This window comes from Methylobacterium terricola, assembly GCF_006151805.1.
Taxonomy (GTDB): domain Bacteria; phylum Pseudomonadota; class Alphaproteobacteria; order Rhizobiales; family Beijerinckiaceae; genus Methylobacterium; species Methylobacterium terricola.
In genome coordinates, this window is the sequence record NZ_VDDA01000007.1 from 211,754 (window position 1) to 224,468 (window position 12,715).

Here is a 12,715-nt window from a genome sequence, read left to right on the forward strand (position 1 = left end):
CTTGTGCTGGGTCCCGGATCTCCTTCCACTTCGCTTCAGTCGTCCGGGAAAGGGGAAGGGCTTGGGAGGGGAGAGCTGTACCGGGGACTGCTGGCTCGCTTTCGCGCCGGCTTCCGCAACCACTCCGCCAGCTTCGTGAATCGCGGCCGCGCGCCGCCCCGCACCGCGATCGCGACGGCCCGGGTCTGCGCCACCAGCACCACCAGCCGCTTGCCTCGTGTCACGCCCGTATAGAGCAGGTTGCGGGCGAGCATCGTGTAGTGCTGGAGCGCCACCGGAATCACGACCGCCGGATATTCCGAGCCTTGCGACTTGTGGATCGTGATGGCGTAGGCGGGGCTCAAGGCGTCCAGTTCCTCGAACGGCCAAGCGACCTCGCGCCCGTCGAAGCCAGCGGTGAGCACGCCGTCCTCGGGATCGACCCGCAGCACCACGCCGAGATCGCCGTTGAACACCTCGCGGTCGTAATCGTTCTGCCCGACCATCACCCGATCGCCGGGGGCGAAGATCCAGCCGAAGCGCTCGACCGACACGGCCGGGTTCGGGTTCAGCACCCGCTGGAGCGCCTGGTTGAGGTGGCGGCTCCCCAGCGCCCCGCGGGTCATCGGGCAGAGCACCTGCACGTCCTTGACCGGATCGAGGCCGAAGCGGCGCGGGATGCGCCGCGTCACGATCTCGACCAGCTTGTCGGCCCCGATCTCGGGATCGTCGATCCTGACCACGAAGAAGTCGCCGTCCGGGGTGTCGGCCCCTTCCGGCATCTGCCCGGCATTGATCCGGTGGGCGCCCGTGACGATCCGGCTCTCGGCGGCCTGGCGAAAGACTTCGGTCAGGCGCGCCACCGCGACGCGGCCGGAGGCGATCACGTCGGCGAGCACCCGGCCGGGCCCGACCGAGGGCAGCTGGTCGACGTCGCCGACGAGCCAGAGGGCGGCGTGGCGCGGCAGGGCCCGGGTGAGGGCGTTCATCAGCGGCACGTCGATCATCGAGGCCTCGTCCAGGACCAGCAGGTCGCAGGAGAGTGGCGAGTGCTCGTTCCGCTGGAAGCCGCCGTGACGCGGGTCGATCTCGAGCAGGCGATGGATGGTCTTCGCCTCGCGGCCGGTCTGCTCGCTCATCCGCTTGGCGGCGCGGCCCGTCGGGGCGGCGAGCAGCACCTCGGCCCCGGCCCCGTCGATCATCCGCAGCAGCGCGTCGAGGGTGCTGGTCTTGCCGACGCCGGGCCCGCCGGTCATCACCGCCACCTTGGCGTTGAGCAGCGTCGCAGCCGCCGCGGCTTGCGAAGGCGAGAGCGGCCGGCCGGTCTCGGCTTCCACCTTCGCGAGCGCGGCCTGCGCGTCGATCTCGTCCCAGGGCAGGGGCGCGTCGTCGAGGGCGGTGAGGCGCTCGGCGATGGCACTTTCCGCCGCGTGCAGGCCGCGCAGGAACAGGTGCGGCACGTCCGCGATCGTGTCCATCACCACCGACTCGCCGCCGATCTCCTCGACGAGGGCGGTGCGGAGCAAACTCGCATCGACCGCCAGCAGCTCGGCGGCGCGGGTGATCAGGTCCGGCACCGGCAAGGCGCAGTGGCCGTCATCCATCGCCGCCTGGAGCGCGAAGGCGAGGCCGGCGCGCAGGCGCTCGGGCGCGGTCGGCGCCAGGCCGAGCTTTGCCGCGATGGCGTCCGCCGTGCGAAAGCCGATGCCGCGCACGTCGCGGGCGAGCCGATAGGGGTCCTCGGTCATCACCTGGACCGAGTCGGTGCCGTAGGTCTTGAAGATCCGCACCGCCCGGGCGGTGCCGACGCCATGGGCGTGCAGGAACACCATGATCTCCCGCACCACCTTGTGCTCGGCCCAGGCCGCCCTGATCCGCGCGGCGCGGGTCGGGCCTATCCCCGGGACCTCGGTCAGGCGTTCAGGACTTCCCTCGATCACCGCGAAGGTGTCGGCCCCGAACGCCTTGACGATGCGCTTGGCCATCTCCGGGCCGATGCCGCGCATCTGGCCCGAGGCGAGGTAGCGGCTGATGCCCTCGACGCCGGTCGGCGGCGTCGCCGCCAGGGTGTCGGCGCGGAACTGCAGGCCGTGCTCGCGGTCGCTGACCCAGGTGCCGGTGGCGGTCACCCACTCGCCCGCCGCCACCGCGGGCGCGTGGCCGATCACCGCCACGAGGTCGCGCCGGCCCCGCGCCTTGACCTTCAGGACGCAGAACCCGCTCTCGGCGTTGTGGAAGGTGACGCGCTCGATCGACCCGGCGAGGGCGTCGGGCGAGCGGGCGCGGGGAGGGGCGGCGAGGGCGGCCATCGGCGCCCTTCAGATCGGGCGGGGGTGGAGGAGCCGCAAGGGGATACGGATCGACAGCACCGCCCTTTCCCGGACGACTGAAGCGTCAGCGGAAGGAGATCCGGGATCCAGACGTCGGACTCGCCGCGAAGCGGCTCCTTCTACTGCACCGTTGCGGACGCACGGACGCGTCGCGAAGTCTTGTGCTGGATCCCGGGTCCCATTCCGCTGACGCTGCATGGGCCCGGGAAAAGGCGAGAGGGTACCGCGGCAACGCCCCCTCTACCCTTCCCGCTCGAATACCAGGTTCAACCGGGTCTGGGCGATGCGGCGATAGCCGTGGCGGGTGAGGAGGGCGGCAAGATCGGTCTGCCACAGGTCGGTGCCATCCTCGATCACGAGGAGGCGCGGCAGCAGGGAAGGCGGCGCCTGGCGCAGGAACGGCTCGAGGATCAGGTCCTCGGCGCCCTCGACGTCGAGCTTGACCGCGTCGATCCGGGTCAGGCCCTCGCCGCGCACGAGGTCGAGGAGCGAGACCGCCGGCACCCGGATCGCCGCGCCCTCGCTGGTGCCGACCACCTTCAGGCTCGACTCGCCGCGGTTGCGCGGATCGACGAACAGGGTCATCTCGCCGGCTTTGTCGGCCACCGCGCAGGCGACCGCCTTGACGCTGCCGAACGGGTTCTGGGCGATGTTGAAGGCGAGCTTGTCGAAGATGTCGGGCTGCGGCTCGACCGCCAGGATCCGCGCGCCCGGGCCGGCCTGCGCCGCCACGAACAGCGCGTAGGCGCCGACATTCGCCCCGATGTCGAGGAAGACGCAGTCCGGCCCGATCCGCCGGGTCAAGATCTTGTCCTGGAGCACCTGCCGCTCGAGCGGGTCGAAGAACTGCGGGGTGAAGAGCACCTTCTTCTCGCAGTTGTTGTTGTAGGGGTGCAGGCGCATCCGCGCGCCGTAGCGCTCGACGTCGAGGGGCCGGCCGCGCAGCAGGCGGATGGCGGAGCGGCGCAGGATCATGGCGAGGCGCCGGGCGCCCCACTTCTCGTAGGGCAGGCGCTCGGTGCGCGAGAGGATCCAGCGCACGAGACCGACGGGCGCGTAGGTGCCGAAGGGATGGATGGTCTGTGTCATCGGGCCGGTTCGAGGCCGCGGCGGGCCGCGGCCGCCCCGCGCGGAGGCGGAGCGGGGTGGGGGAGTATGGCCCGCCTCATGCCACCCGGGAGGCCGGCCGGCAATGGACGGCTCAGGCGAGCGGGCCCGGGATCGCCTGCTCGGCCTCCAGCGTCAGCCGCGCCTCGTGCCGGCGCACGAACAGCCACAGGGCGATGCCGCCGAACACCACGAAGGCGAGGAGCCCGAGGCCGATCGGCCCGACGACGTGCTCGATCGAGCGGCCGCACAGATAGGCGCCGAAGCCCATCAGCGAGGCCCAGGCGATGCCGCCGGCGGCGTTGAACAGGAAGAAGCGGCGGGCCTCGAACTGGTTCACCCCGGCGAGCAAGGCCGCGTAGGCGCGCAGCATCGCGGTGAAGCGGCCGAAGAACACGATCTTGCCGCCGTGGCGCTGGAACAGGTACTGGCCGAGCTTGAGCCGGCGATGATCGAGGGCAATCTTGCCGCCGTGCTTGAGGAGCAGCGGCATGCCCCAGCGCCGGCCGGCCCAGTAGCCGAGATTGTCGCCGATGATCGCGGCGAGCGCCGCGGCCAGCACCACGAGGCCGATGCGCAGCTGGCCGGTCGAACCGGCATAGACGGCCGCCGAGATCAGCGCGGTCTCGCCCGGCATCGGCACCCCGGCGCTCTCCAGGGTGATGACGGCGAAGATCGCCCAGTAGCCGTAATGCGAGATCAGGTCGGCAACCGGCAGGTCGTGGAGGAAGTGCATGAGCGTACCGCGGACTATCGCTGCGTGGCGGCGCCGTGTCGCGCCTCTGGGCGGGAGATAAGGCGAGCGATCGTGGCCCTTCCAGGGCGATGCTCGGGCGCCGTTCAGTAATCGTGAGGCAACATCGCCGTCGTACTGGCGACGCATTGCCGTGCGGAATGGGCCGGGGCGGGGCTTCGGGGGCGACGTGCCGCAGGCGCCGGCCGGTGCCCCCGGCACGACATCAGAAGCGTCGCGGGGGCGCGAGTTCAAGGTTTCTTCAAGTCCGGGTTGTCCAGGTCGATGAACGAATTGTCTCCCATCCGGACCGACGACGCGGTCGAGACGCGGCAGGCCGGGCGCCGGCGCGGCCGCGGTCCGGTCTGGCTCGTCCTGCTGCTGGCCCTCGCTGCCGGCGGGTACTGGGCGTACCGGACCTATCTCCCGGACGGGTTCCGGAAGTCCGAGACGCCGCAGGCCGCGGCCGGCGGCCGGCGCGGCGGGCGCCGCGGCGCGGGCGGGGAGGGGCCGCAGGCGGTCGGCATCGCCGCCGTCCAGAAGGGTGACATGCCGGTGGTGCTGTCGGGGCTGGGCACCGTGACGCCCCTCGCCACCGTGACGATCCGCTCGCAGGTGAGCGGCTACCTGACCCAGATCGGCTTCCGCGAGGGCCAGACCGTCAAGGCCGGCGATTTCCTGGCCCAGATCGACGTGCGCCCCTACGAGGCGCTGCTGGCGCAGTACCAGGGCCAGCTCCTGCGCGACCAGGCGCTGCTCCAGAACGCCCGCCTCGACCTCGCCCGCTACCAGACCCTGAACCGGCAGGATTCGATCTCGAAGCAGAACGTCGATACGCAAGCCGCCACGGTCAAGCAGTACGAGGGCGTCGTCGCCTCCGACCAGGCCCAGATCGACCAGCAGAAGCTCAACATCAGCTACGGCCGCATCACCGCACCGGTCGAGGGGCGGGTGGGCCTGCGCCAGATCGACCAGGGCAACTACGTCACCGCCGCCTCGACCGGCATCGTCGTCGTGACGCAACTGCACCCGATCTCGGTGCTGTTCACCCTGCCCGAGACCGTGCTGTCGCGGGTGATGGACCGCCTGCGCGCCGGCGCCACCCTGCCGGTGCGGGTCTTCGACCGCTCGGACACGACCGAGATCGCCCGCGGCACCCTCGACACCGTCGACAACCAGATCGACGTGACGACCGGCACAGTGAAGCTGCGCGCCCTGTTTCCGAACAAGGACGACCGGCTCTTCCCCAACCAGTTCGTCAATGCCCGCCTCGACGTCGATACCGTGCGCGACGCGGCGCTCGTACCGGCGGCGGCGGTCCTGCGCGGCACGCCCGGCACCTACGTCTACCTGCTGACGGGCGAGGACAAGGTGGCGGTGCGCCCGATCGAGATCGGCGAGAGCGACGGCGTGCGCACCGTCGTCACCAAGGGGCTGGCGGTCGGCGACCGGGTGGTGGTCGACGGGACCGACCGGCTGAAGGACGGGGCGCAGGTGCGGGTGACCGGCGGGCGGCCGGAGAAGGCAGCCGGGCCGGAGGCGGAGGCGAAGCCGGCGAACGGGGAGGGGGCGGCACAGCCGCGGCCGGAGGGGCAGCGCCAGGAGGGATCGCGTCCCGAGGGCGAGCGCCCGCATCGTCGCCGGCAAAGCCAGAACCCCTGACCATGGTGAGACGCGCCGCCCTGACCCCTCCCCCCTCTGCGGGGGAGGGTGCCCCGCGGAGCGGGGCGGGAGACGGGAACCCCGCTTCCGGAAATGTCGCGCGCTCCATGAAGGGCGCCCCCTGGATCACCGTCGCGCCGCCCCTCTCGGCGGGACTTCGTCCCGCTGCGCTCACTCCGTTCGCCACCCTCCCCCGCAGAGGGGGGAGGGTTGACCGCGTGCGCCATACCGGACCTGTTCGATGAACCCCTCCCGCCTGTTCATCCTGCGCCCGGTCGCGACCACGCTCCTGATGCTGGCGATCCTGCTCGTCGGCATGATCTCCTATTTCAACCTGCCGCTCTCGGCGCTGCCCTCGGTCGATTACCCGACGATCCAGGTCCAGACCTTCTATCCCGGCGCCAGCCCCGAGGTGATGACCTCGGCGGTGACGGCGCCGCTCGAGCGGCAGTTCGGCCAGCTCGCCAACCTCAACCAGATGACGTCGCAGTCCTCGGCCGGGGCCTCCGTCATCACGCTGCAGTTCAACCTCGATCTCGGCATCGACATCGCCACGCAGGAAGTCCAGGCCGCGATCAACGCCGCCGGCAACCTGCTGCCGAGCGACCTGCCGGCGCCGCCCGTCTACGCCAAGGTCAACCCGGCCGACGCGCCGATCCTGACGCTGGCGCTCACCTCCAAGACCCTGGCGCTGACGCAAGTGCGCGACCTCGCCGAGACGCGGCTCGCCCAGAAGATCAGCCAGGTCTCGGGCGTCGGCCTCGTCTCGATGGCGGGCGGGCAGCGGCCCGCCGTGCGGGTGCGGTTCAACGCCTCGGCGCTCGCGGCCTACGGCCTCAACATCGACGACCTGCGCACCACCATCAACAACCTCAACGTCAACACCCCGAAGGGCTCGATCGACGGGCCGACCCAGTCCTTCACCATCAACGCCAACGACCAGATCCGCGACCCCGGCGCCTATCGCGACGCGGTGATCGCCTACCGCAACGGCGCGCCGGTGCGGCTCTCGGCGGTGGCCGAGGTGGTCGAGGGGGCGGAGAACACCCAGCTCGGGGCCTGGATGGACACCACGCCCGCGGTGATCCTCAACATCCAGCGCCAGCCCGGCGCCAACGTCATCGCGGTGGTCGACCGGATCAAGGCGCTGCTGCCGCAGCTCCAGGCGACCCTGCCGGCGGCGATCCAGGTGACCCCGCTCACCGACCGCACGGTGACGATCCGGGCCTCGGTCGAGGACGTGCAGTTCGAGCTGCTTCTCGCCATCGCCCTGGTGGTGCTGGTGATCTTCCTGTTCCTGCGCTCGCTGCCCGCCACCCTGATCCCGAGCCTGTCGGTGCCGCTCTCCCTCGTCGGCGCGCTCGCCGTGATGGACCTGTGGGGCTTCTCCCTCGACAACCTGTCCTTGATGGCGCTCACCATCGCGACCGGCTTCGTCGTCGACGACGCGATCGTCGTCATCGAGAACATCGCCCGCCACGTCGAGGAGGGCGACAGCCCGATGGAGGCGGCGCTGAAGGGCTCGCGCGAGATCGGCTTCACCATCATCTCGCTCACCGTGTCGCTGCTCGCGGTGCTGATCCCGCTGCTGTTCATGGGCGAGGTGGTCGGCCGGCTGTTCCACGAATTCGCCATCACGCTCGCCGCCACCATCGTGATCTCGGGCGTCGTCTCGCTGACGCTCGTGCCGATGCTGTGCGCGCGGCTCCTGCGCCACCAGCCGCCCCAGGCCCGCGCCGCCGGGCGGATCTCCAGCGCCGGGCGGCGGCTGATGGAGGGCGGCCTCGCCTTCTACGGCCGCACCCTGCGCGGCGTGCTCGCCTATCAGGGCCTGACGCTGCTGGTCGCCATCGGCACCCTCGTCCTCACCGTCTACCTGTACGTGGTGATCCCGAAGGGCTTCTTCCCGGTGCAGGATACCGGCCTGATCCAGGGCATCACCCAGGCCGACCAGACCGTCTCCTACAGCGCGATGGCGGAGCGCCAGCAACGCCTGGCGGAGGCGGTCCTGAAGGATCCGGACGTGGTCAGCCTGTCGTCGTTCATCGGCGTCGACGGACAGAACGTGACGCTGAACTCGGGCCGCTTCCTCATCAACCTGCGCCCGCGCGAGGAGCGGACGGAGAACGCGAGCGCGATCATCCGGCGGATCAACGCCCGGGTCGCCGACGTGCCGGGCATCGCGCTGTTCATGCAGCCGGTGCAGGACCTCACCATCGACACGGCGGTGAGCGCCACCCAGTACCAGTTCATCCTGGAGAACCCGGACCCCGCGACCTTCGACACCTGGGTCCCGCGGCTCGTCGATCGCCTGAAGCAGATCCCGGACCTCGCCGACGTGGCGAGCGACCGGCAGGCGAGCGGGCTCTCGGCCTACATCACCATCGATCGCGCCACGGCCGGCCGCTACGGCATCACCCCGGCTTCCGTCGACAACGCCCTCTACGACGCCTTCGGCCAGCGCATCATCTCGACGATCTTCACCCAGTCGAACCAGTACCGGGTGATCCTGGAGGCCGATCCGGAGCTGCACCGGACGCTCGAATCGCTGTCGCGGATCTACCTGCCGTCCTCCACCGCCACCAACGGCCAGGTCCCGCTCACCGCCATCGCCCAGGTGAGCGAGCGGCGGGCGCCGCTGCTCATCAGCCATCTCGGCCAGTTCCCGGCCACCACCATCTCGTTCAACCTGGCGCCGGGCGCCTCGCTCGGGCCGGCGGTGGCGGCGATCAAGGCGGCGGAAGCGGAACTCGGGATGCCGGACAGCTTCCGGCTGATCTTCCAGGGCTCGGCGCTCGCGTTCCAGGCCTCGCTCGACAACACCCTGTTCCTGGTGCTCGCCGCGATCGTCACGGTCTACATCGTGCTCGGCGTCCTCTACGAGAGCTTCGTCCACCCGATCACGATCCTGTCGACCTTGCCGTCCGCCGGCATCGGGGCGCTCGCCGGCTTGATGCTGTTCGGGCACGACCTCGACATCATCGGCATCATCGGCATCGTTCTCCTGATTGGCATCGTGAAGAAGAACGCCATCATGATGATCGACTTCGCGCTCCAGGCCGAGCGCGAGGAGGGCCTGGCTCCGCGAGACGCGATCTACGAGGCCTGCATCCTGCGCTTCCGCCCGATCCTGATGACGACCTTCGCGGCTTTGTTCGCGGCGATCCCGCTGATCCTCGGGACGGGGACCGGCTCGGAGCTGCGCCAGCCGCTCGGCATCTCGATCGCCGGCGGGCTGATCGTGAGCCAGATCCTGACGCTCTACACCACGCCGGTGATCTACCTCGCCTTCGACCGGCTCGGGCGGCGCCTGAGCGGGCGGCGCGACAGCGGGCTGGCGCACGGGGAGGCGGTGCCGTGAACGCGACGCCAATAACCCTCCCCCCTCTGCGGGGGAGGGTGCCCCGCGGATGCGGGGCGGGAGAGGGGCAGCGCGACGCTGGTCCAGTGTGCGCCCGTCAGAACGGTGCCGCCTTTTCCGGAAGCGTGGTTCCCCTCTCCCGGCCTGCTCCGCAGGCCACCCTCCCCCGTAGAGGGGGGAGGGTTCACCGCGGCGGCGCCCCCGGGGACGCCGCGTGAACCTCTCCGCCCCCTTCATCCTGCGCCCGGTCGCCACCACGCTCCTTACCCTGGGCGTGCTGCTCGCCGGCCTGTTCGCCTTCGTGCGGCTGCCGGTGGCGCCGCTGCCGCAGATCGACTTCCCGACCATCCTGGTCCAGGCGCAGATGCCCGGCGCCAGCCCCGACACCATGGCGACCACCGTGGCCGCGCCGCTCGAACGGCGCCTCGGCCAGATCGCCGATGTCGACCAGATGACCTCGACGAGCTCGGTCGGGCAGACCCGGATCGTGCTGCAATTCGGGCTCGACCGCGACATCAACGGCGCCGCCCGCGACGTGCAGGCGGCGATCAACGCCGCGCGGGCCGACCTGCCGACCGCGCTGCGCTCGAACCCGACCTACCGCAAGTTCAACCCGGCCGACGCGCCGATCCTGATCCTCGGCCTGACCTCGAAGACGCTGAGCCCCGGCACGCTCTACGATTCCGCCGCGACCGTGCTCGCCCAGAAGCTGTCGCAGCTGGAGGGCATCGGCAACGTCGAGATCGGCGGCTCGTCGCTGCCGGCGGTGCGGGTCGAGCTCGATCCCAACGCCCTGTTCCATTACGGCATCGGGCTGGAAGGCATCCGCGCCGCGCTCGCCAGCGCCAACGCCAACTCGCCGAAAGGGGCGATCGAGGCCGGCGAGCGGCGCTACCAGCTCTACGCCAACGACCAGGGCCGCAAGGCCGCCGATTACCAGGACATCGTCGTCGCCTACCGCAACGGGGCCGGGGTGCGCCTGCGCGACGTCGGCCAGGTGGTCGACGGGGTCGAGGACCGGCGCAACCTCGGCCTCGTCAACGGCCAGCGCGGCGTGCTGCTGATCGTCTACAAGCAGCCCGGCGGCAACGTCGTCGAGACGATCGACCGCCTGAAGGCGGCCCTGCCGCAGCTCAAGGCGGCGCTCCCGGGCGACACCGAGCTGATCGTCACCGGCGACCGCTCGCTCACCATCCGGGCGTCGCTGGCGGAGGCCGAGCGTACGCTGATCATCTCGGTCGGCCTCGTGATCCTGGTGGTGTTCGGCTTCCTGCGCTCGGCCCGCGCCACGCTGATCCCGGCCGTCGCCGTGCCGATCTCGCTGGTGGGCACCTTCGCCGCCATGTGGCTGTGCGACTACAGCCTCGACAACATCTCGCTGATGGCGCTGATCATCGCGGCGGGCTTCGTCGTCGACGACGCGATCGTGGTCTTGGAGAACATCCAGCGCCACATCGAGGACGGGCGCTCGCGGGTCGAGGCGGCGCTGATCGGCGCCCGCGAGGTCGGGTTCACGGTGCTGTCGATGAGCCTGTCGCTCATCGCGGTCTTCCTGCCGATCCTGCTGGCGGGGGGCATCGTCGGGCGGTTCTTCCAGGAATTCGCCGTCGTCCTGTCGCTGGCGATCCTGATCTCGCTCGTCGTCTCGCTCACCACCACGCCGATGCTATGCGCCCGCTTCCTCAAGCCGGAGGCCCACGGCGCCCGGCAGGGCCCGGTGGCGCGGGGGCTGGAGGCGGGGTTCTCGGGCCTCCTGTCGGCCTACCGCGTCTCCCTCGACTGGGCGCTGCGCCACGGCGTCATCGTGATGCTGGTGCTGCTCGCGGCGGTCGTGCTCAACGTCTACCTCTACGTGATCGTGCCGAAGGGGTTCTTTCCCCAGCAGGATACCGGCCAGATGATCGGCGGCATCCAGGCCGACCAGCGCATCTCGTTCCAGGCGATGAGCGCGAAGCTCCGGCGCGCCACCGCCATCGTCCAGGCCGATCCGGCGGTGGAGAGCGTGGTCGGCTTCACCGGCGGGCGCGGCACCAACTCGGCCAACGTCTTCGTCGGCCTCAAACCCCTCGGCCAGCGCGACCCGATCAGCGACGTGATGACCCGTCTGCGCCCGAAGCTGTCGGGCATCCCGGGCGCCCGGCTCTACCTGTTCCCGCGCCAGGACTTCTCGATGGGCGGGCGCCAGAGCTTCTCGCAGTACCAGTACACGCTCCAGGGCGACACCAGCGAGGAGCTCTACACCTGGACCCCGAAGCTCTTGGAGGCGCTCCAGAAGGACCCGACCTTCACCGACGTGACCTCCGACCAGCAGCAGGGCGGCCTCGAGACCCGCCTCGTCATCGACCGGCCGACCGCCTTCCGCTACGGCCTGACCCCGGACCAGATCGACAACACCCTCTACGACGCCTTCGGCCAGCGCCAGGTCTCGACGATCTACAACCCGTTGAACCAGTACCACGTCGTGATGGAGATCGCGCCACGCTACCTCGACAACCCCGAGACGCTGAAGCTGATCTACGTCTCGACGTCCGGAGCGCGGGCCCGCGGCTCGGCCACCACCAACGCGGTCGCCGGCACGGTGGCGAGCGCCGCGACCGCGCCCACCGACGCGAATGCCGCCGCCGCCGCGGTGGCGACCGATTCGGCCCGCAACGCCGCCACCAACTCCATCGCGGCGGCCGGCCGCTCCAGCGCCTCGTCGAGCGCCGCGGTCAGCAGTGCCAAGGAGACGATGGTGCCGCTCTCGGCCTTCGCCAGCTTCGAGACCGGCTCGACCCCGGTCCAGGTCAGCCACCAGGGCCTGTTCGTCGCCACGACGCTGTCGTTCAACCTGGCGCCGGGCAAGAGCCTGAGCGACGCCACCGCGGCGATCGACGGCCATATGCGCGACCTGCGGCTGCCGGCCACCATCCACGGCGAATTCGCCGGTGCGGCGAAGAGCTTCCAATCCTCGTCCTCGCGCCAGCCGCTGCTGATCCTGGCGGCGCTGCTCGCGGTCTACGCGGTGCTCGGCATCCTCTACGAGAGCTGGGTGCATCCGCTCACCATCCTCTCCACCCTGCCGTCGGCCGGGATCGGGGCGATCCTGGCCTTGATGCTGGCGGGCGAGGAGTTCGGGGTGATCGCGCTGATCGCCGTGATCCTGCTGATCGGCATCGTGAAGAAGAACGCCATCATGATGATCGACTTCGCGCTCGACGCCGAGCGCACCCGGTCCTTGAGCCCGCGGGAGTCGATCCGCGAAGCCTGCCTCTTGCGCTTCCGCCCGATCATGATGACAACCCTGGCCGCACTGCTCGGCGCGCTGCCGCTGATCCTCGACGGCGGCGAGGGCTCCGAGCTGCGCCGTCCCCTCGGCATCGCCATCGTCGGCGGCCTCATCGTGAGCCAGGTCCTGACCCTCTACACCACCCCCGTCGTCTACCTGTACCTCGACCGGTTCCGGCTCTGGGTCGGACGCCGCCGGCGCGGGGATTCCGCCACGCGGGCGCTGCCGGCCGAATGACTGTTTTCGACGATCTCGTTGTGCCGTTGGCCACAGAC

The 12,715-nt window shown here is 70.6% G+C and carries 6 protein-coding genes; 3 read left to right on the plus strand and 3 right to left on the minus strand.

Features of this window, described 5'->3' with window-relative positions; translation table 11 throughout:
* Positions 1-35 precede the first annotated feature (35 nt).
* The 3 genes from recD2 to FF100_RS17870 all read right to left on the minus strand — a co-directional run bounded on the left by recD2 (position 36) and on the right by FF100_RS17870 (position 4,152).
* A complete protein-coding gene (recD2, locus tag FF100_RS17860; protein WP_139037023.1) occupies positions 36-2,288 on the minus strand; it encodes an SF1B family DNA helicase RecD2 in 2,253 nt (750 codons plus the stop codon).
* A 261-nt stretch (positions 2,289-2,549) separates the two neighbouring features.
* Positions 2,550-3,398 carry an FkbM family methyltransferase gene (locus FF100_RS17865; RefSeq protein WP_139037024.1) on the minus strand — a complete coding sequence of 283 codons (849 nt, stop codon included), beginning with the start codon at positions 3,396-3,398 and terminating at the stop codon, positions 2,550-2,552.
* Between the two features lie 112 nt (positions 3,399-3,510).
* The gene (locus FF100_RS17870; protein WP_139037025.1) at positions 3,511-4,152 is read right to left on the minus strand and encodes a DedA family protein; all 642 of its coding nucleotides are present in this window, start codon (positions 4,150-4,152) and stop codon (positions 3,511-3,513) included.
* 282 nt (positions 4,153-4,434) lie between these two features.
* Between FF100_RS17870 and FF100_RS17875 the strand changes: the two genes are divergently transcribed.
* From FF100_RS17875 to FF100_RS17885, 3 genes are all read left to right on the plus strand, one after another.
* Positions 4,435-5,811: an MdtA/MuxA family multidrug efflux RND transporter periplasmic adaptor subunit gene (locus tag FF100_RS17875; protein WP_139037026.1), complete on the plus strand. Its 1,377-nt coding sequence runs from the start codon at positions 4,435-4,437 to the stop codon at positions 5,809-5,811.
* A gap of 241 nt (positions 5,812-6,052) precedes the next feature.
* Positions 6,053-9,172 (plus strand): MdtB/MuxB family multidrug efflux RND transporter permease subunit, encoded by a 3,120-nt coding sequence (locus FF100_RS17880; RefSeq protein WP_139037027.1) that lies wholly within the window; start codon positions 6,053-6,055, stop codon positions 9,170-9,172.
* Positions 9,173-9,386: 214 nt separating this feature from the next.
* A complete protein-coding gene (locus FF100_RS17885) occupies positions 9,387-12,677 on the plus strand; it encodes an efflux RND transporter permease subunit (RefSeq protein ID WP_139037028.1) in 3,291 nt (1,096 codons plus the stop codon).
* Positions 12,678-12,715 lie beyond the last annotated feature (38 nt).

Excerpts from the sequence above, each read along its gene's own strand:
- recD2 (WP_139037023.1), bottom strand. The coding sequence starts at position 2,288 with ATGGCCGCCCTCGCCGCCCCTCCCCGCGCCCGCTCGCCCGACGCCCTC.
- FF100_RS17865 (WP_139037024.1), bottom strand. The coding sequence starts at position 3,398 with ATGACACAGACCATCCATCCCTTCGGCACCTACGCGCCCGTCGGTCTC.
- FF100_RS17870 (WP_139037025.1), bottom strand. The coding sequence starts at position 4,152 with ATGCACTTCCTCCACGACCTGCCGGTTGCCGACCTGATCTCGCATTAC.
- FF100_RS17875 (WP_139037026.1), top strand. The coding sequence starts at position 4,435 with ATGAACGAATTGTCTCCCATCCGGACCGACGACGCGGTCGAGACGCGG.
- FF100_RS17880 (WP_139037027.1), top strand. The coding sequence starts at position 6,053 with ATGAACCCCTCCCGCCTGTTCATCCTGCGCCCGGTCGCGACCACGCTC.